This is a genomic window from Pseudomonas sp. RW10S2, assembly GCF_014268985.1.
Classification (GTDB): Bacteria; Pseudomonadota; Gammaproteobacteria; order Pseudomonadales; family Pseudomonadaceae; genus Aquipseudomonas; species Aquipseudomonas wayambapalatensis.
This window is the reverse complement of the sequence record NZ_JABWRO010000061.1, coordinates 1-24,957: the sequence shown is the minus strand read 5'-3', so window position 1 is coordinate 24,957 and position 24,957 is coordinate 1. Positions and strand designations below refer to the sequence as shown.

Sequence of the window (24,957 nt, the reverse complement as noted above, 5' to 3'; positions counted from 1 at the left end):
GACAGGACCCAACCCCATGCCCCTGCGCCCCACGCCTCTCGCCATCGCCCTGCTGCTCGCCACCAGCCTGAACTTCGCCCAGGCTGCCGAACCGCGCGCCTATCACATCGCGCCCGGCACCCTGGAAGACGCCCTCAACCAGTTCGGCCGCGAAAGCGGTGCGCTGATTTCGTTCGGCTCCAGTGTCACCCAAGGCTTGCGCAGCCCCGGCCTGGAAGGCCAGTACGGCGTGCAGCAAGGGTTGGAGGCATTGCTGCATGGCAGCGGCCTGCAGGCGCGCCAGGAGGCCGACAATGCCTACAGCCTGCAACCGCTCGCCACGTCCGGCAGCGATGCGGCAATCGAGCTGGGTGCCTCGACCGTGGTTGGCGACTGGCTGGCCGAGGCACGTCAGGACAACGTCTTCGAACACCCCGGCGCACGTGACGTGGTCCGCCGCGAAGCGTTCGAGCGCAGTGGCGCCAACAACGCCCGTGAAGTGCTCAACCGCATTCCCGGCGTCAATGCTCCGGAAAACAACGGCACCGGCAGCCACGACCTGGCACTGAACTTCGGCATCCGCGGCCTCAACCCGCGCCTGGCCTCACGCTCCACGGTGCTGATGGACGGCATCCCGGTCCCCTTCGCCCCCTACGGTCAGCCACAGCTGTCGCTGGCCCCGCTGAGCCTGGGCAACATGGATGCGGTCGATGTGGTACGTGGCGGCGGCGCAGTGCGTTACGGCCCGCAGAACGTCGGCGGCATCGTCAACTTCGTCACCCGCGCCATCCCCGAGGAGGCGACCTTCAAGGCCGCCATGCAGAACCAGATCAGCCCTTCGTCCAGCCACGACGGTTTCAAGAACAGCGCCAACCTGCTGGTCGGCGGCACCAACGACAACGGCCTGGGTGGCGCCCTGCTCTACTCCGGCACCCGCGGCGGCGACTGGCGCGAACACAGCGACACACAGATCGACGACCTCATTCTCAAAGGCAAGCTGCAACTGGACGAGGCCAACAGCCTGCACGCCATGGCTCAGTACTACGAGGGCGAGGCCGACATGCCCGGCGGCCTGAGCAAGGCGGCGTTCGATGAAGACCCGTACCAGTCGACCCGCCTGAAGGACAAGTTCTGGGGCCGTCGCACCCTGGTCAACTTCGGCTACGACTACAAGCAGGACGACCGCCAGTTCAGCGTCAACAGCTTCTTCACCAAGACCTTGCGCAGCGGCTACCTCGACCAGGGCAGCTTCGTCTCGCTGTCGCCACGCGAGTACTGGGTACGTGGCATCGAGACCCGCTTCTCGCAAGGTGTGGCGCTGGGCGACAGCTGGCACGAGCTGGGCGTGGGCTACCGCTACATCAACGAAGCCGGCCACGAACTGCGCTTCCGTGAACCGGTGACCGGCAACCTGCCGACCACCGCCAGCCGCAACGACCGCGACACCCGTGGCGCCACCGAAGCCCACGCGATCTACCTGGACGACCGCATCGACATCGGCCGCTGGACCATCACCCCCGGCATCCGCTACGAGATGATCGACTCCGAGCAGAGCAACAAGCTCAGCAACCAGCGTTACCAGGGCAGCTACAACACCGCATTGCCGGCACTGAACGTGATGTACCACCTGACCGACACCTGGAACCTCTACGCCAACACCGAAGGCTCGTTCGGCAGCGTGCAGTACAGCCAGATGCCCAACCGTGTCAGCAGCGGCGAAGTGAAGCCGGAAAAGGCGCGCACCTGGGAAGTCGGCACCCGCTACGACAGCGGCGACTTGCAGGCAGAGATCGGCGCCTTCCTGATCAACTTCGACAACCAGTACGAGAGCAACCAGACCAACGACTCGGTGATCGCCCGCGGCGAAACCCGCCACCAGGGCATCGAGACCAGCGTGCGCTATGCCCTCGACGGACTGAGCCCGGCGCTGGCCGGCTTCGATGTGCACGCCAGCTACGCCTTCGTCGACGCCACCATCCGCGAGGACGGCCCGAACAAGGGCAATCAGGTGCCGTTCTCCTCGCGCCACAAGGGCACGCTGGGGCTCGGCTACACCGAGGGGCCATGGCAGTTGAACCTGGATGGCAGCTTCCAGAGCAGCCAGTACGCCGACAACGCCAACACCGCCAGCGAAAGCGCCGATGGCAGCACCGGACGGATACCGGGCTACATGCTGGTCAGCACCCGCGCCGGGTACGACTTCGGGCCGCAGTTGTCGAACCTGAAGGTGGCGGTGGGGGTGAAGAACCTGTTCAACCGCGAGTACTACACCCGTTCGTTCGACGACAACAACAAGGGCAAGTACGTGGGCGAGCCGCGCACGCTGTATGTGCAGACTTCGGTCGCGTTCTGACGATGGCACGGTCCTCAGTACCAGTGCGGTACCTGTGTAGGAGCGGGCTTGCCCGCGAAAAAGACACCGCGCTGTCTGGCACGGGCTACGCCCGTGTTCGCGGGCAAGTCGCAGCGGCGAACCGCCGCTGCCACAGGGAGCCTGGGCTGGCCTTTAGATTTTGAACCAGACAGTCGCTCCTGCATCAACAGTGTTAACCCTGCGAATTGCTACAAAAAATTTATCGGAAAAGGGGCTTGAATTCGGCGCGCCAATCCCTGACCTTAGAGTCAAGAGGCGATGCTTTCCCCAAGGGCCTCAAGGGCCTAGGCACGCCTCCATGCGAGCAAGCTGAATAAGGATTGAATCATGCAAATCCAGGTCAACAGCAGCAACCATATCGACAGCAGCAGCCGTCTGAACGAATGGGTCCGCAGTACGCTGGAAAGCACGCTGCAGCGCTACGAGGACGACCTTACCCGCATCGAGGTCCACTTGCGTGACGAGAACGGCGACAAGCCCGGCCCGCATGACAAACGCTGCCAGATGGAGGCTCGCCCCAAAGGTCATCAACCGATTTCCGTCAGCCATACCGCCACCTCGCTGGACCACGCGATCGACGGTGCGGCCAGCAAGCTGAACAACGCGCTGGAACATTTCTACGGCAAGTTGCGCAGCAAGCGCAGCGTGGTGCAGCAAACCGAAGAAGAGTGATCGGTGACACACAGACGCCCGGTGCCTGGCACCGGGCGTTTTCGTTTCCAGGGTTCCAGGCCGGCACCAGCCACACACGGCATCAATTGATCAACGTCGCTGAACCATCCCTGCTGTCTCCCGGTCAATCGGTGAACATTCTTTGCAGATGCCAGCCCATGACCAATCCCTTCGACCTCATCAGCGACGCCTTCGCCCCGTACTACCGGGTCAACCTGAGCATCGAGCGGCTCGACGGCAGCATCATGCTGACCCTCTCCAACGATACCGGCGTGGTCGCCAAGCGACTGATCAGCGCCGCCCAACGCAATGACCCGACGCGCCTGCGCCGGGTGGTGGACAGCATTCGCCTGGGGCTGGCCATCGAACAAGGGGAAGATGCCCTGCAAGTGCTGGCGGGGATGACCGACAGTGCGGGACGGGATCAGGTCTGGCGGGGTGCGGGGGTCGCTCGATAGAGCGAATCGGCAGGTCGCAGCGATGCTGCAACCACGACGTCAGCACTTCAGAGTGCGGGCGCCAGAGTGTAGGCGCCGCCATTGAGCAAGGCGCCCGCGCAGTAAGTATTTCCCATCACCCAGCCGTCCAGCTTGCCCAAGTCGCTGCCGGATGGATCAGACCTTGCCGTCATCCATATCCTTGCCGCTGGCATCGATCACCCGCGTCGACGGATAGCGGTACGAGGCAAAACGCACTACCAGGATCGCGAAGGCCAGCAGCAGGATGCCGCCACACACGTACAGCAACCCCACGTCCGGCGCCTTGTGGTGCGAGACATCGCCGATCAGCAGGCGTGTGAGTGCGGTGATCGCCACATACAGCAGGAAGCGGATGGGCATGTGGTTGGTCTTGAAGTAGATCCCCACCATGGCCCCCAGCTCGAGGTAGATGAACAGCAGCAGAATGTCATCGACACTGATGCCGCCCTTCTCGAGCATCTCGATGAAGGTCGCCACGGCGGCATAGGCCGTGATCGCACCGATGCCGAACAGGGCCAGGTAGTGGAACGATTCGACGAACAGATTTCCCAGTGCGTCGGCGGGCGCATGCAGGCCCTTGCGCAGCTTTTCTGGCCATTTGGATTTCACGATGCAGGATTCCTCGATACGACATGAAGGATGATGCGCCACCGATGTGACGCTTTTGACATGCAGTTAAAGGGCCAGGCCCCGTACTTGGAAGGTGACCGATTGCCGCAAGGCACCTATGAACTATGCTTCGCCGCGTGCATCCGGGTAAATCAGAACGCCACTATCCGATTGCCAAAGAATCCGCTATGCTCGACACTGTATAAAGATACAGTTGTTATCCAACTCACATACCCAAAAGGCACAGAGGTGATGAATGGCCGTCGAAGTGGTGTACCGCAGCAGCCGCGACCCGGAGCGCTTGTTCATGGATAAGGCCGAAGCAGACCGTCACGACAAGATGCTCGAGCTGGCCGAACGGCTGGCCGAAGTACTGCACAAGGCCGTGCCGTCGCTGAGCGAGCAGCAGGTCGAGGAAGCGGGCATCTACATGGCCAAGAACCGCGACGTGTTCGCCCGGGCATTCAAGAGCCAGCCCGATGCGCTGGCCGAGCTGCTCGAAGGCGAGGCAGCCGAGTAAGGCTCCTGCAGCAGCATCTGCGCCGACTGTACACGGCGGCGTGGATGCTGGCGCTGTCCGCTCAACCGTACAACAGCCGCTCCGCCAGCATCTGCGCCACGCGCGCAGGCGAGCGTTTCTCGGCCTGGGCATGGGCGAACACCTCGGTCAGGCGCGTGGGGATGCGCGCCAGATGCGCGGTAATGGTGCTCAGGTCAGCGCCTCGGTGGGTCAGCGCCACGTAGATCAGCCCACCGGCATTGATCACGTAGTCCGGGGCGTACAGAATCCCGCGGCTCTCGAGCTGGTCGGCCACCTGCAAGGTGGTCAACTGATGATTGGCGGCGCCGGCCACCGCCGCGCAACGCAACGTCATCACGCTCTGGCCATTGAGCACAGGCCCTACCCCGCATGGCGCGAAGATATCGCAGGGCGTGCTGATCAGCGCATCGTTGGTCACCGGATGCGCCCCGAACTGCTCCACCGCCAGCCTCACCAGCCCGGGGTCGAGGTCACTGACCAGCAACTCTGCCCCTGCCGCATGCAGCTGCTCGGCCAGTGCATAGCCCACATTGCCCAGCCCTTGCACCGCCACGCGCAACCCCTCGAGATTATCGCTGCCCAGCCGTGCCATCGAGGTGGCGCGAATGCCGGCGAACACGCCCATGGCCGCGTGCGGTGAAGGGTCGCCCGAGGCCGTGGTGCTGGTGACATGAGGAGTGGACTGGGCGATGCAGTCCATGTCCAGCGTCGAGGTGCCGCTGTCCACGGCGGTGATGAAGCGCCCTTGCAGGCTGTCGACGAAACGCCCGAACGCCTCGAACAGCGCCGCGCGATTTTCCACATGAGGGTTGCGCACGATCACCGCCTTGCCGCCGCCGAGCGCCAGCCCGGCCAGGGCCGCCTTGTAGCTCATGCCCTGGGCCAGGTGGATGGCATCGGTCATCGCACTTTCATCGTCGGCGTACGGCAGGTAGCGACAGCCCCCCATGGCTGGCCCCAGATGCTCGCTATGAATCGCCACCACGGCTTTCAAGCCGGTGGCAGGGTCGTTCCACAGGTGCAGGGACTGGGTACGGGTGCTTTGCATGAGCGCGAACATCGACGGGCTCCCCACAAGGTGCTCCCATCAGTATAGGCAGCCCGCGACGGTCCAGGGCCTGGGCGGACCACTGGACGAATCGGTGCACCGGAGCTAAAAATCTAGTGTGTGTGGAGAAGTCCGATGAACCCACGTAAAGCCTGCCTGGCCTGCCTCGACCGCACCCCGGTCGCCCTGCTGGAAGCCACCCTCTGGATCGCCGCCGAGCATGACCGCGAGGTCGATCCCGCCGCCAACCTCGCGCAGTTGCACGACCTGCATCGAGAAATCAACGCGCGCCTGCCGATGCTTCCCGTCGGCGAACTCGCCCAGCCATTGCTGCGCCAACTCAATGCCCTGGGCTTCCAGCAGGACGAATACCACCCGCTACGTCCGCAAGCAGCATTGATGGACAAGGTGCTGCAACGCCGTCGAGGCCAGCCGTTGCTGCTGGCGATCCTGGCGTTGGAGATGGCGCAGCGCCTGTCGATCCCACTGGAGGGGGTGAACTTTCCTGGCCATTTCCTGTTGCGCGTGCCCGGCGCCGATCATCTGCTCGACCCCTGCGGCGGTCGACGCCTGTACCCCGCGGATTGCCGCGAACTACTCAACCGCCAGTACGGCCCGCACATGACCCTGACCGCCGAACACCTGCATAGCGCCAGCCCGATGCAGATGCTACAGCGCCTGTCGCGCAACCTGCGCCAGCTGCACAGCAGCAACGACAACGACCTGGCTGCGCTGATCGACGCTGAACGGGTGATGCAACTAGGGCCAGTGCAGGTCGCCGACTATCTGGCCCGCGCCACCCTCTACCAGCACCTGGACTGCCCCCAGGCCGAGCGCTTCGACCTGGAGCACGCATTGCTGTTGAGCGACGATCCGGTGCAGCGCCTCAAGCTGGGCGAGCGCCTCGCCCAGTTGCCTTCGACAAACCGTTCAATCCACTAGGGTCTGTATGAAAAGCCTTGAGACGAAGGTCAGGCAAGGCGAAAACAGCCGAGGAAGCGGAGTTTACGGGTTGTAAATGAGCATTCCGAGGCTGTTTTCAACGCAGCATCACCGAGTATCAAGGTTTTTCATACAGAGCCTAGCGCATCGACCTTGGCCGCCTGCGTATCGGCCTGCTTGCCCGGCGCACGCACCTGGCTGATCAGCAGCGCCGCGATGACTGCCGGAATCGCGCAGAAGAAGAAAATCCACTCCACCGGCATGTGCATGGCCAGCAGCAGGCTGCCGAACAACGGCCCGAGGATCGAACCGAAACGCCCGACGCCCAACGCCCAGCCGGTGCCGGTCGCCCGAACCTGAGCCGGGTAGAAGTTGCTGACGAAGGCATTGAGCGTCAGTTGCCCGCCAATGATGCAGAAGCCTGCAGCGAACACGCTCGGCACCAACCAGCGCGGATCGGCGTGGTTCAGCCCGACCAGCACGCTGAAGACCGCAGCGCCCAACAGGACCGCCGCCAGCAGCCTGACCTTGTTGACCATGCGATCGGCGCACCAGGCCAGGCATATCGCGCCGAAGGTCCCGGCGAACAGGAACAGCGAGGTCACCAGGTTGGCATGCTTGAGCGCCAGCCCGCTCTCCAGCAACAGCGACGGCAACCAGCTGATCATGAAGTAGAGCAGGATCAGGCTGACGAAGAAGGTGCCCCAGATGAGCAGCGTCGGCCGGGCGAAGCCATCGCGGAACAAGCCCAACACGGTCAGTTTGTCTGCCGCCGGTTCATCCACCGCACCCTGTGCCGCAGGTACTTGCCAGCCGGGTAGCATGCGCGCAGCCAGGCGTTGCAGACGGGCGTAGGGAGGCGCATCGCGCAACAGGCGCGGCAAGGACTCGGGCAGGAACATCACCAGGAAGGGGAACAGCAGCAGCGGCGCCACGCCACCGGCAAGAAACACCGCCTCCCAGCCGAACCTGTCGATGAAGCCTGCCGCGACGAAGCCCCCCGCCGCGCCGCCGAGGGAGAAGCCGCAGGCCGCGAGGGTCACCATCAAGGTGCGCAGGCGCGGCGGTGCATAATCGGCCATCAGCGCCATCGCACTGGGCATCGCCCCGCCCATGCCGATCCCGCACAGAAAGCGCGCCAGCATCAGGCTGTTCAGCGATGTGGAAAACACCATCAGCAGGGTCAGGCTCGCGTACAGCAGTACGCACCAGAGCAGCACCCTGCGCACGCCGAAGCGATCGGCCAACGGGGTGACGGCCAGCGAGCCCAGTGTCAGCCCCAGCAGGTTGGCGCTGAACACCGGCCCGAACGCTGCCTTCTCCAGGCCCCAGTCCTGGGCCAGGGCCGGAATCACGTAGCCCAGCACCTGGGCGTCATAGCCGTCGGTCACCAGCAACAGGATCAGCAGCGCCAGCAGGCGCCACTGGTAGGAGGACACAGGACGCCCATCGAGGGCCGCGCGAAAGCTGGCTATCTGGTTGTGCATCGCAAGGTACCTGGTTGTTTTTGTTGTAGAGGTGCGGGGGCAATGCCGGCCCGGTGGTCAGGGCGTATCCGGCTGGTTCGCCGGGTGTGCCTTGACGAAGGCTGGATGCTCCCCAGCCAGGGCGGCGACCCGGCGAATGCGCGGGTAACCCTCCAGGTCCACATTGAACCGCTCGGCCGCGTACACCTGCGGCAGCAGGTACACATCCGCCAACCCCGGCGTATCGCCAAAGCAGAAGCCCTGATCGCCGATCAGTTGCTCCACCGCCGCCAGCCCCTGGCCGATCCAGTGGGCGATCCACTGATTGACCTGGGTTTCATCGTGCCCCAGTTGGCGCAACTGGTTGAGCACGCTGACGTTGTGCAATGGGTGCACGTCGCAACCGATGATCGCCGCAACGCCGCGCACCCGCGCGCGGGCCTGCTCGCCCTGGGGCAACAGCGGCGTGCCCGGGAAGCGCTCTTCCAGGTATTCGATGATCGCTGGTGACTGCACCAGCAATTCGCCGCTGTCCGTGCGCAGGGCCGGTACCCGCCCCTGGGGGTTGAGCGCCAGGTAATCCGCAGCACGGTGCTCGCCCTTGAGCAGGTTGACTGGCCGGGCCTGATAATCCAGGCCCTTGAGCGCCAAGGCGATGCGCACCCGGTAAGAAGAGGTGGAACGGAAGTAGGTGAACAGCTCCATCGCCCTGCCCTCTCAGTTGGCCCCGACCACCGTGCCACGGCATTCGCCGAAACCGATGCTGGCCACGCCATCGCGCACGCAACGCGCCCGCAGGATGATTTCGTCGCCGTCCTCGAGGAACTTGCGCACCTCACCATTGGCCAGTTGCACCGGTTGCTTGCCGCCTTCGGTGATCTCCAGCAGGCTGCCGAACGAGCCCGGCACGGCCCCGGACAAGGTGCCCGAACCGAACAGGTCACCGGCTTGCAACTGGCAGCCGTTGACACTGTGGTGGGCGACCATCTGTGCCACGGTCCAGTACATGCTGCGGGTGTTGCTCAGTGTGAGGCGGTGCGCCGGCAAGCCTTCGTCACGCATGCGCTCGGTCAGCAACAGCACTTCCAGTTCGATATCGAAGGCGCCGCCGGCCTGGTCGCGCTGGTCGAGCAGGTAAGACAGGGGTTGCGGATCGCCTTCCGGACGTGCCGGTTGCGCACAGCGGAACGGCTCCAGCGCCTCGGCGGTCACCACCCAGGGCGAGACGCTGGTGATGAAGCTCTTGGACAGGAACGGCCCCAGCGGCTGGTACTCCCAGGCCTGGATATCGCGCGCCGACCAGTCGTTGAGCAGGCAGAAGCCAGCCACGTGCTCGGCCGCATCACCGATTGCGATCGGCTGCCCCATGTCATTGCCCTGGCCGATCCAGATGCCCAACTCGAGTTCGTAGTCCAGCCGCGCGCATGGGCCGAAACTCGGCTCGGTCTGCCCGGCCGGGAGCGTCTGGCCCTTGGGGCGGCGCACGTCGGTGCCGGACGGGCGCAAGGTCGAGGCACGGCCGTGGTAGCCGATCGGCACGTGCTTGTAGTTGGGCAGCAGTGGATTGTCAGGACGGAACAGCTTGCCGACGTTCTTGGCGTGCTCGATACCGACGTAGAAGTCCGTGTAGTCACCGACCCGGGCCGGCAGGTGCAAGGTGCATTCGCCAGCAGGATACAGTGCCGCTTGCAACACGGCCTGATGCTCGCTGTGCTCGCCGAGTACAACCAGCAAGCGCTCGCGCAGGGCCACCCGGGCCGGACGGCCGAGGGCGAAGAAGGCGTTCAGGGCGCCGCCGCGAGTGGCCTCGACAGCAGCCTTGGCCACCCCCTCGAACACACCGGCGGCAAGCGCGGCTTCCAGGTCGAGGATGGCGTCGCCGATGGCCACGCCGCAGCGCGGCGCCTGGCCCGGACGACTGAAGATGCCCAGCGGCAGGTTCTGCAGCGGGAAATCGCGGTGCCCGTTGGCGTGTTCGACCCAGCTACGGGCAGTGGCGGTCTGGTTCATCGGTCATCTCCGGTTCGGATTGAAGGTGCTCGGCAGCGTTGCCCAGCAACTGTCGTAGTCGGCCTGCAGTTGCGGGCTCTCGAGGGCCTGCTGGCTCGGGCGCAGCACCTGGCTGGTCTCGAACATGAAGGCCATGGTGTGGTCGATCTTGTGTGGCGCCAGCTCGGCGGCGATCGCCTTGTCGCAGGTTTCGGCGTCCGGCCCGTGGGCGCTCATCACCCCGTGCAGCGACGCGCCACCAGGCAGGAAGCCCTCGGCCTTGGCATCGTAGGCGCCGTCGATCAGACCCATGAACTCGTTCATCAAGTTGCGGTGGAACCATGGGGGACGGAAGGTGTTCTCGGCCACCATCCAGCGCGGCGGGAAGATCACGAAGTCCATGTTGGCCAGGCCGTGCACGCTGGTGGGTGAGGTCAGCACGGTGAAGATCGACGGGTCCGGGTGGTCGAAGCTGACCGTGCCGAGGGTGTTGAAGCGGCGCAGGTCGTACTTGTACGGCACGTTGCTGCCGTGCCAGGCCACTACATCCAGCGGCGAATGCTGCAGTTGGCAGGCCCAGTGCTCGCCGAGGAACTTCTGCACCAGCTGCACCGGGCCACGGGCTTCTTCGTAATGCGCAACGGGAGTGAGGAAGTCCCGCGGGTTGGCCAGGCCGTTGCTGCCGATCGGCCCCAGGTCCGGGAGGCGCAATGGCGCGCCGTGGTTCTCGGCGATATAGCCGCGCGCCTGGCCGTCAGGCAGCTCGACACGGAACTTCATGCCACGTGGAATCACCGCGATCTCCAGCGGCTCGACCTGCAACACGCCCAGTTCGGTGGCAATGCGCAGCCGCCCCTGCTGTGGCACCAGCAGCAACTCGCCGTCGGCGTTGAAGAACACCCGCTCCATGGAGCGATTGGCGCGGTAGATATAGATGCTCACCCCGGCCGGTTTGTCAGCGGCCGCATTGGCCACCATGGGCAACCAGCCCTCGATGAAGTCGGTCGGTTCGGACGGGATTGGCTGCGGGTTCCAGCGCAGGCGATTGGGGTTCGCCGCAGCGAGCGGGCCGACCAGTGGCTGACGCGCCAGGCGCTCGAAGCGCGGGTGCAACGCGGAGGGGCGGATACGGTACAGCCAGGTGCGGCGCAGTTCGCTGCGCGCCATGGTGAAGGCGGTGCCTGACAGCAACTCGGCGTACAGCCCATAGGGTGCTTTCTGTGGCGAGTTCTGCCCGACCGGCAGCGCGCCGGGCAAGGCTTCGCTGGCGAATTCGTTGCCGAAGCCGCTCAAGTAGCTGAGTTCGGGGGAGGTGTCGCGGGTCATCGGGGCCTCCGGGCTCGGTGGAGCCGTTGATGGCAGAGAGCTGCAGCCCCGAATCGGCGGACGGACCGACCACTGCCAGGGGATACACAGCGCATCTGAATTTATATTTATCGTAATCCGATTACGAATAACGTAATTTGCTCGGTAAGGGGCGTCAAGCTATAAAGTCGGCCAGAATGAATTCCGGAAGCGTCTTACGATGTCCAGAGACAAAACCGCAGTTGACAACAGCAAACAGAAGGTCCGTTCCGCTGAAGTCGGCACTGACATCCTCAAGGCGCTGGCCGAACTGTCGCCCTCCACCTCGCTGTCGCGCCTGGCCGAACATGTGCAGATGCCCGCCAGCAAGGTCCATCGCTACCTGCAGGCCTTGATCGCCAGCGGTTTCGCCGAGCAGGATGCGGCGACCAATCACTACGGGCTCGGGCGCGAAGCCTTGCGCGTGGGGATGGCGGCGCTGGGCAGCATCGATGTGCTGAAGGTCGCTGCCCTGCCGCTGTCGCAATTGCGCGACGCGCTCAACGAGAGCTGCTTCATCGCTGTGTGGGGTAACCAGGGTGCAACCGTGGTGAACATCGAGCCTGCGGTGCGCGCCGTGACGGTGGTGACCCAGATCGGCTCGGTGCTGCCCCTGCTGAGTTCCTCCACCGGGCTGGTATTCGCCGCCCATCTGCCAGAGCGGGAAACCATCGAGTTGCGCGACCGAGAACTGGCCGCACGGGGGCAACGGGTCGAGGACTACATGGACCTGTTGACGCAGATCCGCACACGCGGATTGCACCATGTTCACGGTTTGCTGATGCCGGGGGTGGATGCCTTGTCGGCGCCGGTGTTCAACGCCATGGGCCAGATTGCAGCGGTGATGACGGTCGTTGGCCCGACGTCGATCTTCCATGCCGATGAAGATGGCCCGGCCGCGCGGCAGTTGCTGACCGCGGCGCAGACTGTCAGTTGGCGGATGGGCTACGAAGCCTGAGCCGGGCCGGGGTTTCAAGGCCCCGCACTGTCGTGATGCGGCATGGCTGTTTTTGGGGCACTTTTACCCGAAACGTAAAGGTGAATGTCACCCAGGGCTATTTTTCCCGTGGGATCAGAGGCTTATTCTGTCTTCACTGGCTGGCGCGAAAGGCACTCCCCCGTCGTTCGGGCCGCCACGTGTGAACGACGTTGATTTTGAAGCTCCTTGATCTGACGTCTCGATTGGCCGCTGCCTGTGCAGCGGCCTTTTTTTTGCGCCCGAAGCACGCTACCCCTGCGGATGCTTCTGCAGATTCGCCATCATCTGCTGCAAGGCCTGCAACGTATCCTGTGGATGAATCGCCCCCTCGAAGTCGCCGATCTGCCCCCACTGCTCGGCCACCTGTTCAGGCGTGAAGCCGGTGATCGGATCAAATCCGACACCAAGGCTTCTTTCCCAGCGAACCTTGCCAACCCAGCCCCCACCCACTTCATACAACTGCCCCGTGTCCTCGCATTGATCGCTGCCCAGGTACACCACCACCGGGCTGATCAGTTCAGGCTTGAGACGCTCGAACACCTGCGGCGGAATCAGGCCTTCGGTCATGCGCGTGCCCCCAGTGGGCGCAATGGCGTTGACCAGAATCCCATGCTTGCGGCCTTCGATGGCCAGGGTGCGGGTCAGCCCGTAGAGGCCGAGCTTGGCCATGCCATAGTTGGCCTGGCCGAAATTGCCGTAGATGCCGGAGGTGGAGGCAGTAAAGATCACCCGTCCCCAGTTCTGCTCGCGCAGGTGCGGCCAGGCGGCATGGGTCACCTTGTAGGCACCTTCGACATGAACCCGGTAGACCTGGTCCCAATCGGCGTCGTCCATCTTGTGGAAGGTCTTGTCGCGCAGGATGCCGGCGTTGTTCACCAGCACATCGACCCGCCCGAAACTGTCCAGCGCCTGCTCGACGATACGCGCCCCCTCGGCCACCGAGTCATGGTTGGCCACCGCCGTGCCGCCAGCGGCGCGGATCTCCTCCACCACCCGGTCGGCCGCCGAGGCGCTGGCGCCTTCGCCATGGGTCGAGCCGCCCAGGTCGTTGACCACCACACGTGCACCACGGGCCGCGAACAGCAGCGCGTGGGCCCGGCCCAGGCCACCGCCGGCCCCCGTGACGATCACTACGCGGTCTTGCAGATTTACCGGCTCGCTCATGCTCAAGGCTCCAGGCAAGGGTTGGGATACCTGGAGTGTCCGACAGCCATCGGCAGCGGACAATCAAGCGCAGTGACGCTGAATGGCAGGCGATAACACAGGGCGATGATCGCCGCGCTCAGGACCAGGCAACCCGCTGCGGTATATAGCGCAGGGGCTGCTCGCGAAACGCCAGGTAATGACGCAGCACCTGCACCGGCGCTTCGGTGTGCGGATAGTGGCCGATCCCCTGCAGCACCACGGTATCGGGATCAGGCACCAGTTGCCGGTAGCGCTCGACCATGTGCGCACCCGACAGCGGGTCGACCGCACCATTGATCAGGCGCAACGGCACCCCCTCCGCCTGCAGTGCACCGACCCAGCGTTGTCGCTGTGCCTGCCGCTCCGGCACATAGGCCATCAACTTGTGCAGGATGCGCGTCCCGCGGTTCGACACCATCAGGCTCCAGCAATCGTCCAGCGCGCTTTCGCTGGGGTGGGTGCAAGGGCCATAGACCTGGCTGACATTGCGCACCAGGTCGTCACGCCCGAACGAACGCGCCACCAGCCAGCCCAGCGGGCTGAGCAACAGTTTCTGCACCAGCAGCAACGGACACAGCTCGGGGAACAGCGCACTGTTGAGAAAGACACAACTGGCGATGTCGGCGCGTCCTTCGTGATGACGCGCGAGCAACTCCTGGGCGACGCTGCCACCGTAGTCGTGGGCCAGCAGGTGCACCGGCCGTTCGATCCTCAGGTGCTTGAGCAGCGCCTGTTGCAGATCGGCCTGCTCCATCAGGCTGTACTCGTGGTCGGCAGGCTTGGCCGAGTCGCCGAAGCCAAGCATGTCGCAGGCCACCACGCGAAAGCGCTGCGCCAAGGGCGCCCACAGGTAGTGCCAGTCCCAGCTGGCGGTTGGGAAGCCATGTAACAGCAGCAAGGGCTCTCCTTGCCCCGCTGTCCAGTAACGGATGCTCTGGCCCCGGAAGGAAAAACTCTGTCCCCGGGTACGCCAGACGCACAATGGAATTTCGGCCAAAGGCATCGGAATCGTCCCGCTGATCAGGTGTTGACGGTATAGGGCAAGGCTGCGTTCATTGCATGTCACCTCGGCACTTGCATGTGCTCTCTGTGTCGAGGCTGAGTCTAGTCAGCGCCTTGAATGGCGGAACTTACCTTGGCAGCCAGCTTGATGACCTTGCAGGACACTGGCACGAACGGTCATAGCAGGCAGGCGAGCAATGGCGCGGCGAACAGGTTGAGCAGGCCGGTCAGCACCATCACCAGCCCCGCCACCGAGCCCTCCTCCCCGCCCACTTCATGGGCGCGGCTGACCCCGGCGCCATGGGCACCGACACCAAACAGTGCGCCGCGCGCCAGTGACGTACGCAACGGCAGCACGCGCAACAGCAGGCCGCCGAACACCGCCCCCAGCACACCGGTGAACATCACGAACACCGCCGTCAGCTCGGGCACGCCGCCCAGGTCGTGGGCCAGCGGCATGGCGAACGGCGTGGTGATCGAGCGCGGCACCAGTGACAGGCTGACCGACTCATCCAGCGCCAGCAGGTGCGCCAGCCCCCAGGAACTGGAGATCGACGCCAGGCTGCCCGCCAGCATCCCCAGCAACAGCGCCGGCCAATGTCGTGCCAGCATCGCCCGCTGCTGCCAGATCGGCACGGCGAAGGCCACGGTCACCGGCCCCAGCACACCGATCAGCCAATGTGTGTTGCGAGCATATTCGGCGTAGGCGGTGTGCAGCGGAATCGCCACCGCCAGCAGCAGCGCCGGGACCAGCACCAGCGGCGACAGCAGATAACGGCCAGTGCGCCCATACAGCCAGCGGCTGAACAGGTAGGCCGCCACTGTCAGCGCAAGCCAGAACAGCGACATGGGTTCAAGCTTCATGGCGCAGGCTCCAGCGGCAGACCAGTTCGACCGTGAGCGCCGTGACCACCATCACCACCAGGGTGCTCAGGGCGATCACCAGCAGGATGCGCCACCCCTCGCTGCGCATCAGGCTGCCGTAATCGAGCAGGCTCATCAGCGCCGGGATGAAAAACAGCAGCATCTGCGCCATCAGCCAACCGGCGCCACGTTGCAAGGTTCCGGGCTTCAAGGCCCCCACGGCAAACAGCATCAGCAACAGCGCCATGCCCATGACTCCGGCCGGGATCGGCCAGCCGAGCCAGGCGACGAGTTGACCGCCCACGAAGTACAGGACAAACAGCGCGCACAGCTCGGCGAGCAGGCGGGGCAACGCATTCGATACGGTGGCTTTCATGATGGGTTTCCTCGGGATGCCCCATTTTAAAAAGCCGCTGCCAAGGCCAAAAGCGAATTGTTAGACTGTCATCCATTCCAATCTGGAATTCACGCAATGGAATTCAAGCAGCTGCGCAGCTTTATCGAAGTGGTTCACCGGGGCGGTTTCACCCAGGCCGCACAGACGCTGCACATCAGCCAGTCGGCGGTAAGCAAGCAGGTGGCCCAGCTCGAGGAAGACCTCGGCCAGCTCCTGCTCGAGCGCCAGAGCTCGCAATTACACCTCACTGCTGCCGGACGCATCGTGCTCGAACGCGGCGAAGCCTTGCTGCGCCAGCGCCATGAGTTGCTGGCCGAGCTCGACGACCTGAGCCAGATGGCCCGTGGCGAACTGCGCCTGGGTTTGCCGGTGGTCGGCGGGGAAGCCCTGTTCGCTAGCCTGTTCGCCGAATATCGGCAGCGCTATCCGAACATCAGCGTTCACCTGGTTGAAGGCGGCAGCCGGATCGTCGAACAGGGCGTCAGAAGTGGCGAACTCGAACTTGGTGGCAGTGTCACCCCGAGCGACCCGGCCTTCGACTACCAACCGTTCTGCAACGAACCGCTCGATGCGTTGCTTCCCGACAATCATCCGTTGGCCGAACGCGACGGCGTGAGCCTGCGCCAACTGGCCGATACGCCGTTCCTGCTGTATCACCGCAGCTTCATGCTCAACGACAAACTGCTCAGCGCCTGCGAACAGGCCGGCTTCACCCCGAAGGAAGGAGGGCGCAGCGGCCAGGCGGATTTCCTCACCGCGCTGGTGGCCGCCGGACAGGGCGTGGTGCTGCTGCCCAGCGTGGTGGCACGTGGGCTGGAGCGTGATGGTGTGGTGAGGGTGCCGCTGGTGGAGCCGGATCATCTACGCTGGGACATCGCCTTCATCTGGCGGCGCGGGGCGTACCTGTCGCGAGCGGCACAGGCGTGGCTGGCGTTGGTGCGGGAGCGAAAGGGAGAGTGAGCGGCGAATCGCCGCTCACGAAACGATCGCGCAGAACCCGGGGCTTACCCCTTGAGCCGTTGCACCAGCTCTGCCAGCCAGGGCTCGGCGTCCGTTTCCGGGGTGACGGTCTCGCTGGCATCCAGTCGCAGCATCGGCTGCACTTCCTGCACGCCCAGTTCGGCAAACAGCTCGCGCATCTGCTCGCCCCCGCCGCAGTAGGTGTCGCCATAGCTCGAATCGCCCAGGGCCAGCACCGCGCCCGGCAAACCGCGCCACTCGCCCGGCAGCGTATCGCGAATCGTGCTGTACAGCGGCATAAGGTTGTCGGGCAGCTCACCCATCCCGGTGGTCGAGGTCACCGCCAGCAGCGCCTGGGGGGCAAAACCGCGCAGATCGTCGAGGGTGGCACGCGCCGCATGCCAGGCTTCGAACCCGGCAGCCTTGAGCAAGGATTCGGCATGACGGGCGACTTCTTCGGCGGTGCCATAGACCGAGCCTGAAATAATGGCGACTTTCATCAGGAGAGGATTCCGAAACTGAGTGAAAACGTAGGATACTACCATTCGACAGTGGCAAAAGGCCGCTCCACTTGACTCCCATGGCCAGGAACATGATCAACGCGCAACTGCTGCACGCCATGATCGACGCGTCGAACGACGGCATCGTGGTCGCCGAGCAGGAAGGTGACGACACCATCCTGATCTACGTGAACGCGGCCTTCGAACGCCTCACCGGCTACGCGCGCGACGAGATCCTCTACCAGGACTGCCGCTTCCTCCAGGGCGACCATCGCGACCAGTTGGGTCGCGCCCGTATCCGCAAGGCTCTGGCCGAAGGTCGGCCGTGTCGCGAGGTACTGCGCAACTACCGCAAGGACGGCAGCGGGTTCTGGAACGAACTGTCGATCACCCCGGTGTACAACGAGGCTGATCAACGCACCTATTTCATCGGCATCCAGAAGGATGTCAGCCGTCAGGTCGAACTCGAACGCGAGCTGGCCGACGCACACACCCGACTGGGCGGGCAACCATCCGTCCAATGACCTGAACCAAACGCCCCGGGCACAGTCCATGGCAATGAAGAACCCACCGACGACGCCCGACCCGAGTCCGATCATGCAAGCAGACGCCCTCCTTACTCAGGATGAGCTGGATTTCATTCAGGACATGCAGCATACGCCCCAATTGAACCTGGCCGATCCCACCTCGAGCCTGCTGGTCAATGGCGATCGTCGTCTGCAGCAATTGCTCACCCGCCTGGTGGCCAACGAGCAGGTCACGCTGCAGGCGCAATTCAACAACCAGCAGATCAGCATTCCCCTGCAACTGGTCGAAGACGAGTTTCACGCCCTGCACCTGCAACTGGGCTCACCGGAAATCTACGAAGACGGCCCGATGCTGCGGCCCTGGCGCCTGTCGCTGGACCAGCCGGCGGCACTGGCCGACGCCCGCGGCACGCAGAGCGAGCTGTGGGTGCGCGATATCTCGTTCAAAGGGGTACTGCTGCAAGTGAACGGCCAGGCCCAGGCACCCAGCCACTTCGAGCTGTTCTTCGCTCCACCGGGCATCGAGCCGATCGAACTGCACGGCACACTGCGCCGCCGCATCGGCCCGGACCTGGCGGCCTACGACCTCAGCCACAGCCCGGACGAGGAAATCGACCGGCTGCGTGAGTACATTCTCCAGGCCCACCGCCAGGCGCACCCAGAGTTGCACGCTCAGGTCTCGATCTGACCGGCGAGGAACTGGCGCAACCGCTGCTTCATCAAAAAGGCCTGGGCGCCCAGGCAGCCCACCGGCCCGCCCTCGAGACTGTCCTGGGCCATTTCGGCAGCCTCGCCCGCCAGCAGCAGCGGGCAGTTCACCCGCTGCGCCAGACGCGCCAGGCGCTTGTCCAGGTCGCTGGCCGGGCGATGGTTGTCGAACAGCACCAGCGCATCCGGCGCCAACCGCTCGCAGACCAACGCCAGCTCTTCGACAGGCTGCCCTGGCGCCAGCACCGTGACCGTCACCTCGTCACTGCTCAGCAGCAGCCCCGCCACCAGCAATTCGAGCTCCTGGCCCTGTGCCGACAACGGTGACAGCAGGATCCGACGGCGCTTGGGCTCGCGCGCCAGTTGCAGGCGCAACAGCACCCGCGCGCGCAGGAACTGATCGAGGAACAGCCACTCGCTGGCCTGCCCATACCCCGCCTGGCCGGCGCGCAGGGCCTGCCATACCGGCATGAACACCTCGCCGAAGACCTGCTCCAGGGCATGGCTGGCAAACACCTGCTCGAACAACCGCCCCAACTGCGCAGCATCGAACTGGCGCACGGCCTCGCGCACCTGGGCCTGCCAGCGTGAGCGGTCGCCAACCGTGCTTCCGGCCCAGGCCCCCTCCGCCGGCACCTGGCTACGCGCCAGGATACTGCCGACCTTGCTCACCGCGACACCACGGCGCAGCCAACCCAGGATGCTCTCGATGGCGTCGATGTCGGCCTGCGAATAGAGACGATGGCCACTCTCGGTGCGGGTCGGCTGAATCAGCCCGTAGCGGCGCTCCCAGGCGCGCAGGGTCACCGGATTGACGCCAGTCAGGCGCGACACTTCGCGGATCGGAAACAGCTCCTGACCCACCAGCCCATTTTCGATCAGGGCACTCGCTTGTGGCTCTTTCATGAGAGTGGCAACTCTGTCTCGTAGATTCGTGGTGGCCATTCTACGCCGGGATCGGCCAGGGGTCAGCGTAACGGCTCGATCACGACACTGACCGGTCACGAAATTTACGCGATAATCCGCGCCCGATTCTTGCATCCACGCCTGCGTCGCCCACCACCCCGGGCACAGGCCAAGGGGCCGGCTACCCGCCAGCCCCGTCGTAAGGAGATACACGATGTCTACCGCACCCGTCACCCTGATGGTGTCGCGCCGCGCCGCCAATGGACGCTACCAGGACCTGCTGGCCTGGCTCCATGAAGGCGAGCAGCTGGCCACCGACTTCCCCGGCTACCTGGGCTCGGGCATCCTCGCGCCGCCGGCCGACAGCGACGCCTTCCAGATCATCTTCCGTTTCAACGACGAACCGACCCTGCACGCCTGGGAACATTCCGCCTCGCGACGCGCCTGGTTGCAGCGTGGCGACGGCCTGTTCGAGCGCCCCGAAGAGCGGCGCGTCAGCGGCATCGACGCCTGGTTCGGCACCGAAACGGTGCATAAACCGCCGCGCTGGAAGCAGGCTACCGCCATCTGGCTGGCGTTCTTCCCGGTGTCGCTGCTGTTCAACCTGTTGTTCGGTCACTGGCTGGCACCGCTGGACCTGCTGCCCCGGGTACTGCTGAGCACCCTGGTGCTGACGCCGCTGATGGTCTACCTGTTCATTCCGTTGTCCACCCGCCTGCTGGCCGGCTGGCTCAATCCCTCGGCACGCACGGCGTCACAGCGCCGCGAAGGGTTGCGCAGCCGCTGAGGAGCGGGCACGCAAGCCTGCGCAGTTCGGGTATGCTGGGGCACGAACGAACAGACGAACAGACTGCCCCGAACATGAACAGCCCCATCCTCATCACCGGAGCCAGCCAGCGCGTCGGGCTGGCCCTGGCCCTGGCCCTGGCCAAGGCCGGCCATCAGGTGGTCAGCGCCAGCCGCAGCCTTCATGCGCAGGCCGCACACCCGAACATCATCCAGTTCCAGGCCGACCTCACCCGCGAGGCCGACCGCCTGGCGCTGATCGAACACCTGCAGCACAACTACGACGGGCTGCGCGCAATCATCCACAACGCCTCGCTGTGGCTGGACGACGACCTGCAGAGCCTCGAAACCATGTTCCGCCTGCACGTCGAGGCGCCCTACCACCTCAACCTGGCGCTGGGCGAGCACCTGGCCAAGGTCGAGAAGGCCGACATCATCCACATCTGCGACGAAACCTCCTCGCGCGGCAGCAAGAGCCATATCGGCTACGCCGCAACCAAGGCCGCGCTGCAGAACATGGTGCTGTCTTTCGCCGAAAAATACGCGCCCAAGGTGCGTGTCAACGGTATCCTGCCGGGCCTGCTGATCCTTAAGGAAGGCGGCGACGAACAGTACCGCCGGCAGACCCTGAAAAAGGCCCTGCTGGAATTCGAACCGGGTGCACAGCCGCTGATCGAAGCGGTGATGTTCCTGCTGCAAAGCCAGTACAGCACCGGCAGCCAGGTGGTCATCAACGGTGGCCGCCATCTGAAGAACCGCATGACCTGAGGTAAGCCCATGACTGAGCAACAACAGCTCGAACTCGAAGCCGCCGCGTTCCGGCGCCTGGTCGAACACCTGCAAAAGCGTACCGACGTGCAGAACATCGACCTGATGAACCTCTCCGGCTTCTGCCGCAACTGCCTGTCCAAGTGGTACAAGGCCGCCGCCGACGAGCGCCAGGTCGAGCTGAGCCTCGACGATGCCCGCGAAGCGGTGTACGGCATGCCCTACGCCGAGTGGAAAGCCCAATACCAGAAAGAAGCCAGCGCCGAACAGCAAGCGGCGTTCGAACAAGGAAAACCCCGTGACTGACCTGAACACCCTGCGCAGCAGCCTCGCCAGCGGCGAACACGTGTTTGCCGACACCCTGGGCTTCATTGCCGCCAACTACAGCTACCAGCCCCAGGCCTTCAACAACGGCGGCGTGGAAAACGCTGCCGGGCAGAACGAGGGGTCGTGCAAGACCCTGGGCCTGGCCCTGCTGGAAGGTCTGAGCGATCAGGAAGCGCTGCTGGCCTTTGGCGAACACTACCGCAGCGTGCTCGCCACCCCCGAGGGCAGCGACCATGGCAATATCCGCGCGCTGATCAAGCACGGCCTGGCCGGCGTGAAGTTTGCCGAGCAGCCGCTGACCCGCAACGCCTGAGGCAAGGCTGTTCGCGGCACCAAGGCCGCTCCTGCAGGTATTCGGTGCAGGCGCGGCCTAGTGTCGCGATGGGCCGCAAAGCGGCGCCCGACATGATGTCGCCGACTGCCCTTTTCCAGCCAGAAGGACTCGCCCGAATGCCTCCAGAACACAGTATCCCTTTCCGTCAGGCCATGCTGTTCTGGCTCAAGCTCGGTTTCATCGGATTCGGCGGCCCGGCCGGGCAGATCGCCCTGATGCACCGGGAAATCGTCGAACGCCGTCGCTGGCTCAGTGAGTCGCGGTTTCTCCACGCCTTGAACTACTGCATGTTGCTGCCTGGGCCCGAGGCCCAGCAACTGGCCACCTACCTCGGCTGGCTGATGCACCGCACCTGGGGCGGGATCATCGCCGGGACACTGTTCATCCTGCCCTCGTTGTTCATTCTGATCGGACTGTCCTGGGTCTATATCACCCAGGGGCAGCAACCTCTGGTCGCCGGCCTGTTCTACGGCCTCAAGCCTGCGATCACCGCCATCGTCGTGCAGGCGACCTGGCGCATCGGCTCCCGGGTGCTGCACAACGCTGCATTGTGGGGCATCGCTCTGGCAGCCTTCGTCGCCCTGTTCGGGCTGGGGCTGCCGTTTCCGCTGATCGTGCTGGGCGCGGGGCTGGTCGGCTATTTGGGCGGGCGCCGGCGGCCGCAGTTGTTCCAGACCGGTCGCGCCAACACTGAAGACTCCATCGCCGAAGCCCCGCTGGCCCAGGCCGCCCATACCCGCCTGCACTGGCCGCGCCTGTTCGGACTGCTGGCCTGCGGTGCAGCGCTGTGGTGTCTGCCGATGGCCGCACTGACGCTGCTGTTCGGCTGGCAAGGCACCTTCACCCAGATGGCATGGTTCTTCACCAAAGCCGCGCTGCTCACCTTCGGCGGTGCCTACGCAGTGCTGCCCTACGTGTATCAGGGGGCTGTCGATCATTACGGCTGGCTGACGCCCACGCAGATGATCGACGGCCTGGCATTGGGCGAAAGCACACCCGGGCCGCTGATCATGCTGGTGGCGTTCGTCGGCTTCGTCGGCGGTTATGTGCAGGCCCAGTTCGGTGCCGACCAGGCGTTCGTGGCTGGCGCCCTGGCGGCATGCCTGGTCACCTGGTTCACCTTCCTGCCATCGTTCCTGTTCATCCTGATCGGCGCGCCCTTGGTGGAGCGCACACGCAGGCAACTGCGCTTCACCGCTCCGCTGACGGCAATCAGCGCCGCAGTGGTGGGGGTGATCCTGAATCTGGCGTTGTTCTTCGCCTATCACGTGTTCTGGCCGCACGGATTCGCCGAAGGGATCGACGGGCTGGCACTGGGGATCGCGCTGCTGGCGGCGGCGGGGCTGCTGGTGTTGCGTCGCAGTGTGCTGGAAGTGTTGATCGCCTGCGCCCTGGCGGGATTACTGGTGGTGTTGTATGGGCATGTGCTCTAAGAGGTCGACACAGCCCCCATCACCTCATGCGCTGCCCCGGTATCCGCTCCGACAGCACACCCTCGCGCAACCACTCCAACGCAATCGGCCACAGGCTTGCCCGAAAGCGATCATGGAAGAACGCGAAATGTCCGACCTCCTGCTCACCGATATCCACAGGTGCCACGCGCAGGTGGCGAGGTTGGGCGTGCTCCAGGTAGCCCAGCAAGCGATCCGTCGCCGCCACAGTGCCGAAAGGATCGTCGCTCAGGCTCACCGCCAGGGCCGCAGCCTGGACCTGGGCGAAAGGACGCGCCTGCAGCAGCCGTCCACTGGGACGCTGCTCGTAGCGCGGCGCCGGCGTGCTCCAGTCACGCACCACCCCGGCCGGCGTGTCCTCCATCCAGCCCAGGCGCTTGCCGGGGAAATAGCCCAGTAGCCGGGTCAGCAATGGCATCACCACATGCCACTTGCCCACCATCCGCCAGCGGCCTTCGGCCGCATAGTCACGCCAGTAGGCAAACTGTGCGCCGACCATCACCAGCCGCCGCACCTGCCCGGCCGACGGCGCCAGGCCAGTTGCCCAGCCACCGAAGCTGTGCCCCACCACATTCACCGGCTGCCCGGGGAATTCGCTGGCGGCGCGTTGCAGGATAGCTTCGAAGTCCAGGCAGCCCCAGTCGCTCCACGACGCCTGGAAACCGCGCAACGATGCCGGGCGAGACTCGCCGATGCCACGGTAGTCGTAGCTCAGCACGTCGAAGCCGTGGGCGAACAGGTAATCGGCAAAGCGAGCGTAATAGCGGCAGCGCACCGAGGTGGCCGCATTGATGATCACCAGCGGGCGCTGGGGGTCGGGTTCGGCGTGGCGCCACTGGAAACCGCCGAGGCTGTAGCCGTCGGCGGCTTGATGGCGAAAGGCAGTCGCAGGTTGGGTCAGGCTGCTCATGGCGGGCTCCCTGCGCCGTCGCGCCGGGAGGCGGGCGGCGTTTTTTGTCATCCGCCCACGCTAGCAAATTTTTCGCTGGCTGTACCTGCCTCAGGTGGTCGACAACGCCCGCGCCACGCCAGGCTTGCGCAGCACCTCCAGGCGCGAACCGTGATAACGCGTTTCGCGGAACAGCTTCCAGCGCCCGAACAGGCCATACACATGCATCACCCGCCCTTGCTCGTGATAGCCCATGCGCAGGTGCAGCTTCATGGCCGGCACGTTATGCGTCTCCACCACATCCACCACCTTGCGGCAGCCCTTGGCATGCATGGTGTTCCACAACTCGACCTGAGCGGTAACCGACAGCTCGCTGCCAAAGTAGCGCCGGGTCATCTCGCCGCCGAACTCGAAGAACTCGCCGGGCTTCACCGGGAAGGTACAGCCGTAATAGTGCTTGTCATGGTAGTCGACCACGCTCGCCCAGATGAAGGCCACCGCATCGCCGTGCTCATCCAGGTACATGTGCCCGGTATGGCCTTCGGCAGCGAGTTCGCGCATGGTTTCGACACGGTCGCCGAAATAGCGCGCAAAGGCGTCGGCATTGGCGGTGGTGATATCCACCAGGGTCACCGGCGGATGTTCCTTGAGTTTGTGGGGCGGCACGGGGGTGACCAGGTCGCGCTCCATCCACAGCAATTCCCAGTGGAAGAATACGTAGCGTTCGACAAGGGTCTTGAAGGTACGCTTGAGCCCCTTCTGGCGGATCCGTTCTTGTAGTTTTTGCAATACGCGCATGCTGCCTCCCCGGCCCAGGCGAAATTGCCGGACCAATAGCTGCTGTATAGATCAGGGAGAAAGTGGCCATGGCAAAGGGCCAGAGGAGGATTTGTTGCAGAATGTTAACAAGGCCCCGGAGGGAACCCCCCCC

28 protein-coding genes are annotated in these 24,957 nt (G+C 64.6%); 14 read left to right on the top strand and 14 right to left on the bottom strand.

The features are described from left to right. The first annotated feature begins 16 nt into the window (after nt 1–16). From fecA to HU729_RS14645, 3 genes are all read left to right on the top strand, one after another. Nucleotides 17–2,332: a TonB-dependent Fe(3+) dicitrate receptor FecA gene (gene fecA, locus HU729_RS14655; RefSeq protein WP_186710696.1), complete on the top strand. Its 2,316-nt coding sequence runs from the start codon at nt 17–19 to the stop codon at nt 2,330–2,332. 348 nt (nt 2,333–2,680) lie between these two features. After that, nucleotides 2,681–3,025 carry an HPF/RaiA family ribosome-associated protein gene (locus HU729_RS14650; protein ID WP_186667761.1) on the top strand — a complete coding sequence of 115 codons (345 nt, stop codon included), beginning with the start codon at nt 2,681–2,683 and terminating at the stop codon, nt 3,023–3,025. 158 nt (nt 3,026–3,183) lie between these two features. Then, nucleotides 3,184–3,483 (top strand): DUF3509 domain-containing protein, encoded by a 300-nt coding sequence (locus HU729_RS14645; RefSeq protein ID WP_186667758.1) that lies wholly within the window; start codon nt 3,184–3,186, stop codon nt 3,481–3,483. A gap of 156 nt (nt 3,484–3,639) precedes the next feature. Here HU729_RS14645 and HU729_RS14640 read toward each other — a convergent pair whose 3' ends face one another. Beyond that, on the bottom strand, nt 3,640–4,113 hold the full coding sequence (locus HU729_RS14640) for a phosphate-starvation-inducible PsiE family protein (protein WP_186667756.1): 474 nt from the start codon (nt 4,111–4,113) through the stop codon (nt 3,640–3,642). Between the two features lie 256 nt (nt 4,114–4,369). On the opposite strand from HU729_RS14640, the gene HU729_RS14635 reads away from it, so the two are divergent. Continuing rightward, nucleotides 4,370–4,633, top strand: a complete 264-nt coding sequence (locus HU729_RS14635; RefSeq protein ID WP_186667754.1) for a YebG family protein — start codon at nt 4,370–4,372, stop codon at nt 4,631–4,633. Between the two features lie 61 nt (nt 4,634–4,694). Here HU729_RS14635 and HU729_RS14630 read toward each other — a convergent pair whose 3' ends face one another. Continuing rightward, nucleotides 4,695–5,714 (bottom strand): Glu/Leu/Phe/Val dehydrogenase, encoded by a 1,020-nt coding sequence (locus tag HU729_RS14630; protein ID WP_186710694.1) that lies wholly within the window; start codon nt 5,712–5,714, stop codon nt 4,695–4,697. Nucleotides 5,715–5,837: 123 nt separating this feature from the next. Here HU729_RS14630 and HU729_RS14625 point away from each other — a divergent pair, with 123 nt between their 5' ends. Next, on the top strand, nt 5,838–6,644 hold the full coding sequence (locus HU729_RS14625) for a tetratricopeptide repeat protein (RefSeq protein ID WP_186710692.1): 807 nt from the start codon (nt 5,838–5,840) through the stop codon (nt 6,642–6,644). Between the two features lie 128 nt (nt 6,645–6,772). On the opposite strand, the gene HU729_RS14620 is transcribed toward HU729_RS14625, so the two are convergent. The 4 genes from HU729_RS14620 to hmgA are packed head-to-tail and all read right to left on the bottom strand — an operon-like array spanning nt 6,773 to nt 11,425. Next, nucleotides 6,773–8,131: an aromatic acid/H+ symport family MFS transporter gene (locus tag HU729_RS14620; protein ID WP_186710690.1), complete on the bottom strand. Its 1,359-nt coding sequence runs from the start codon at nt 8,129–8,131 to the stop codon at nt 6,773–6,775. 57 nt (nt 8,132–8,188) lie between these two features. Further along, nucleotides 8,189–8,815, bottom strand: a complete 627-nt coding sequence (maiA, locus tag HU729_RS14615; protein WP_186667746.1) for a maleylacetoacetate isomerase — start codon at nt 8,813–8,815, stop codon at nt 8,189–8,191. 12 nt (nt 8,816–8,827) lie between these two features. Then, nucleotides 8,828–10,120, bottom strand: coding sequence for a fumarylacetoacetase (fahA, locus tag HU729_RS14610; protein WP_186710689.1), 1,293 nt, complete (start codon nt 10,118–10,120; stop codon nt 8,828–8,830). 3 nt (nt 10,121–10,123) lie between these two features. Continuing rightward, nucleotides 10,124–11,425, bottom strand: coding sequence for a homogentisate 1,2-dioxygenase (gene hmgA / locus HU729_RS14605; protein WP_186710688.1), 1,302 nt, complete (start codon nt 11,423–11,425; stop codon nt 10,124–10,126). Nucleotides 11,426–11,624: 199 nt separating this feature from the next. Between hmgA and HU729_RS14600 the strand changes: the two genes are divergently transcribed. Beyond that, a complete protein-coding gene (locus HU729_RS14600; protein WP_186667740.1) occupies nt 11,625–12,401 on the top strand; it encodes an IclR family transcriptional regulator in 777 nt (258 codons plus the stop codon). 270 nt (nt 12,402–12,671) lie between these two features. Here the strand turns inward: HU729_RS14600 and HU729_RS14595 are convergent, their stop codons facing one another. The 4 genes from HU729_RS14595 to HU729_RS14580 all read right to left on the bottom strand — a co-directional run bounded on the left by HU729_RS14595 (nt 12,672) and on the right by HU729_RS14580 (nt 15,849). Next, nucleotides 12,672–13,586, bottom strand: a complete 915-nt coding sequence (locus tag HU729_RS14595; protein ID WP_186667738.1) for an SDR family oxidoreductase — start codon at nt 13,584–13,586, stop codon at nt 12,672–12,674. Between the two features lie 118 nt (nt 13,587–13,704). Beyond that, nucleotides 13,705–14,610 carry an alpha/beta hydrolase gene (locus HU729_RS14590; RefSeq protein ID WP_186667736.1) on the bottom strand — a complete coding sequence of 302 codons (906 nt, stop codon included), beginning with the start codon at nt 14,608–14,610 and terminating at the stop codon, nt 13,705–13,707. Nucleotides 14,611–14,786: 176 nt separating this feature from the next. Continuing rightward, nucleotides 14,787–15,473: an LrgB family protein gene (locus HU729_RS14585; RefSeq protein WP_186667734.1), complete on the bottom strand. Its 687-nt coding sequence runs from the start codon at nt 15,471–15,473 to the stop codon at nt 14,787–14,789. Further along, complete coding sequence (locus HU729_RS14580) at nt 15,463–15,849, bottom strand: CidA/LrgA family protein (RefSeq protein ID WP_186667732.1); 387 nt, start codon at nt 15,847–15,849, stop codon at nt 15,463–15,465. The genes HU729_RS14585 and HU729_RS14580 overlap by 11 nt, the downstream gene beginning before the upstream one ends. A 96-nt stretch (nt 15,850–15,945) precedes the next feature. Here HU729_RS14580 and HU729_RS14575 point away from each other — a divergent pair, with 96 nt between their 5' ends. Further along, nucleotides 15,946–16,830 (top strand): LysR family transcriptional regulator, encoded by an 885-nt coding sequence (locus tag HU729_RS14575; RefSeq protein WP_186710687.1) that lies wholly within the window; start codon nt 15,946–15,948, stop codon nt 16,828–16,830. 44 nt (nt 16,831–16,874) lie between these two features. On the opposite strand, the gene HU729_RS14570 is transcribed toward HU729_RS14575, so the two are convergent. Continuing rightward, nucleotides 16,875–17,330 (bottom strand): flavodoxin, encoded by a 456-nt coding sequence (locus HU729_RS14570; RefSeq protein WP_186667728.1) that lies wholly within the window; start codon nt 17,328–17,330, stop codon nt 16,875–16,877. Nucleotides 17,331–17,422: 92 nt separating this feature from the next. Here HU729_RS14570 and HU729_RS14565 point away from each other — a divergent pair, with 92 nt between their 5' ends. Further along, nucleotides 17,423–17,854 (top strand): PAS domain S-box protein, encoded by a 432-nt coding sequence (locus HU729_RS14565; RefSeq protein ID WP_186667727.1) that lies wholly within the window; start codon nt 17,423–17,425, stop codon nt 17,852–17,854. 73 nt (nt 17,855–17,927) lie between these two features. Further along, nucleotides 17,928–18,545, top strand: a complete 618-nt coding sequence (locus tag HU729_RS14560) for a hypothetical protein (protein ID WP_186710686.1) — start codon at nt 17,928–17,930, stop codon at nt 18,543–18,545. On the opposite strand, the gene HU729_RS14555 is transcribed toward HU729_RS14560, so the two are convergent. Beyond that, on the bottom strand, nt 18,530–19,471 hold the full coding sequence (locus HU729_RS14555; RefSeq protein ID WP_186710685.1) for a MerR family transcriptional regulator: 942 nt from the start codon (nt 19,469–19,471) through the stop codon (nt 18,530–18,532). The two genes, HU729_RS14560 and HU729_RS14555, sit on opposite strands and share 16 nt — an antisense overlap. A gap of 214 nt (nt 19,472–19,685) precedes the next feature. Between HU729_RS14555 and HU729_RS14550 the strand changes: the two genes are divergently transcribed. The 5 genes from HU729_RS14550 (at nt 19,686) to chrA (ending at nt 23,119) form a co-directional block, all read left to right on the top strand. Next, nucleotides 19,686–20,258 (top strand): antibiotic biosynthesis monooxygenase, encoded by a 573-nt coding sequence (locus HU729_RS14550; RefSeq protein WP_186667721.1) that lies wholly within the window; start codon nt 19,686–19,688, stop codon nt 20,256–20,258. A 32-nt stretch (nt 20,259–20,290) separates the two neighbouring features. After that, nucleotides 20,291–21,025, top strand: a complete 735-nt coding sequence (folM, locus tag HU729_RS14545; protein WP_186667719.1) for a dihydromonapterin reductase — start codon at nt 20,291–20,293, stop codon at nt 21,023–21,025. 9 nt (nt 21,026–21,034) lie between these two features. Further along, entirely contained in the window at nt 21,035–21,331 is a 297-nt protein-coding gene (locus tag HU729_RS14540; RefSeq protein ID WP_186667717.1) for a DUF1244 domain-containing protein, read from the top strand. Then, the gene (locus tag HU729_RS14535; RefSeq protein WP_186667715.1) at nt 21,324–21,665 is read left to right on the top strand and encodes a HopJ type III effector protein; all 342 of its coding nucleotides are present in this window, start codon (nt 21,324–21,326) and stop codon (nt 21,663–21,665) included. The genes HU729_RS14540 and HU729_RS14535 overlap by 8 nt, the downstream gene beginning before the upstream one ends. A gap of 137 nt (nt 21,666–21,802) precedes the next feature. Continuing rightward, complete coding sequence (chrA, locus tag HU729_RS14530; protein ID WP_238348377.1) at nt 21,803–23,119, top strand: chromate efflux transporter; 1,317 nt, start codon at nt 21,803–21,805, stop codon at nt 23,117–23,119. Nucleotides 23,120–23,138: 19 nt separating this feature from the next. Here the strand turns inward: chrA and HU729_RS14525 are convergent, their stop codons facing one another. After that, on the bottom strand, nt 23,139–24,047 hold the full coding sequence (locus tag HU729_RS14525; protein WP_186667713.1) for an alpha/beta fold hydrolase: 909 nt from the start codon (nt 24,045–24,047) through the stop codon (nt 23,139–23,141). A gap of 90 nt (nt 24,048–24,137) precedes the next feature. Then, nucleotides 24,138–24,824: an N-acetyltransferase gene (locus HU729_RS14520; protein WP_186710684.1), complete on the bottom strand. Its 687-nt coding sequence runs from the start codon at nt 24,822–24,824 to the stop codon at nt 24,138–24,140. Between the last annotated feature and the right edge of the window lie 133 nt (nt 24,825–24,957).

Excerpts from the sequence above, each read along its gene's own strand:
- HU729_RS14570 (WP_186667728.1), bottom strand. The coding sequence starts at position 17,330 with ATGAAAGTCGCCATTATTTCAGGCTCGGTCTATGGCACCGCCGAAGAA.
- HU729_RS14590 (WP_186667736.1), bottom strand. The coding sequence starts at position 14,610 with ATGCCTTTGGCCGAAATTCCATTGTGCGTCTGGCGTACCCGGGGACAG.
- HU729_RS14650 (WP_186667761.1), top strand. The coding sequence starts at position 2,681 with ATGCAAATCCAGGTCAACAGCAGCAACCATATCGACAGCAGCAGCCGT.
- HU729_RS14625 (WP_186710692.1), top strand. The coding sequence starts at position 5,838 with ATGAACCCACGTAAAGCCTGCCTGGCCTGCCTCGACCGCACCCCGGTC.
- HU729_RS14560 (WP_186710686.1), top strand. The coding sequence starts at position 17,928 with ATGCAAGCAGACGCCCTCCTTACTCAGGATGAGCTGGATTTCATTCAG.
- HU729_RS14520 (WP_186710684.1), bottom strand. The coding sequence starts at position 24,824 with ATGCGCGTATTGCAAAAACTACAAGAACGGATCCGCCAGAAGGGGCTC.
- fahA (WP_186710689.1), bottom strand. The coding sequence starts at position 10,120 with ATGAACCAGACCGCCACTGCCCGTAGCTGGGTCGAACACGCCAACGGG.
- HU729_RS14600 (WP_186667740.1), top strand. The coding sequence starts at position 11,625 with ATGTCCAGAGACAAAACCGCAGTTGACAACAGCAAACAGAAGGTCCGT.
- HU729_RS14540 (WP_186667717.1), top strand. The coding sequence starts at position 21,035 with ATGACTGAGCAACAACAGCTCGAACTCGAAGCCGCCGCGTTCCGGCGC.
- HU729_RS14595 (WP_186667738.1), bottom strand. The coding sequence starts at position 13,586 with ATGAGCGAGCCGGTAAATCTGCAAGACCGCGTAGTGATCGTCACGGGG.
- fecA (WP_186710696.1), top strand. The coding sequence starts at position 17 with ATGCCCCTGCGCCCCACGCCTCTCGCCATCGCCCTGCTGCTCGCCACC.
- HU729_RS14585 (WP_186667734.1), bottom strand. The coding sequence starts at position 15,473 with ATGAAGCTTGAACCCATGTCGCTGTTCTGGCTTGCGCTGACAGTGGCG.
- HU729_RS14575 (WP_186710687.1), top strand. The coding sequence starts at position 15,946 with ATGGAATTCAAGCAGCTGCGCAGCTTTATCGAAGTGGTTCACCGGGGC.
- HU729_RS14645 (WP_186667758.1), top strand. The coding sequence starts at position 3,184 with ATGACCAATCCCTTCGACCTCATCAGCGACGCCTTCGCCCCGTACTAC.
- HU729_RS14565 (WP_186667727.1), top strand. The coding sequence starts at position 17,423 with ATGATCAACGCGCAACTGCTGCACGCCATGATCGACGCGTCGAACGAC.
- HU729_RS14635 (WP_186667754.1), top strand. The coding sequence starts at position 4,370 with ATGGCCGTCGAAGTGGTGTACCGCAGCAGCCGCGACCCGGAGCGCTTG.
- HU729_RS14580 (WP_186667732.1), bottom strand. The coding sequence starts at position 15,849 with ATGAAAGCCACCGTATCGAATGCGTTGCCCCGCCTGCTCGCCGAGCTG.
- HU729_RS14550 (WP_186667721.1), top strand. The coding sequence starts at position 19,686 with ATGTCTACCGCACCCGTCACCCTGATGGTGTCGCGCCGCGCCGCCAAT.
- hmgA (WP_186710688.1), bottom strand. The coding sequence starts at position 11,425 with ATGACCCGCGACACCTCCCCCGAACTCAGCTACTTGAGCGGCTTCGGC.
- folM (WP_186667719.1), top strand. The coding sequence starts at position 20,291 with ATGCTGGGGCACGAACGAACAGACGAACAGACTGCCCCGAACATGAAC.
- HU729_RS14620 (WP_186710690.1), bottom strand. The coding sequence starts at position 8,131 with ATGCACAACCAGATAGCCAGCTTTCGCGCGGCCCTCGATGGGCGTCCT.
- maiA (WP_186667746.1), bottom strand. The coding sequence starts at position 8,815 with ATGGAGCTGTTCACCTACTTCCGTTCCACCTCTTCTTACCGGGTGCGC.
- chrA (WP_238348377.1), top strand. The coding sequence starts at position 21,803 with ATGCCTCCAGAACACAGTATCCCTTTCCGTCAGGCCATGCTGTTCTGG.
- HU729_RS14525 (WP_186667713.1), bottom strand. The coding sequence starts at position 24,047 with ATGAGCAGCCTGACCCAACCTGCGACTGCCTTTCGCCATCAAGCCGCC.
- HU729_RS14630 (WP_186710694.1), bottom strand. The coding sequence starts at position 5,714 with ATGTTCGCGCTCATGCAAAGCACCCGTACCCAGTCCCTGCACCTGTGG.
- HU729_RS14555 (WP_186710685.1), bottom strand. The coding sequence starts at position 19,471 with ATGAAAGAGCCACAAGCGAGTGCCCTGATCGAAAATGGGCTGGTGGGT.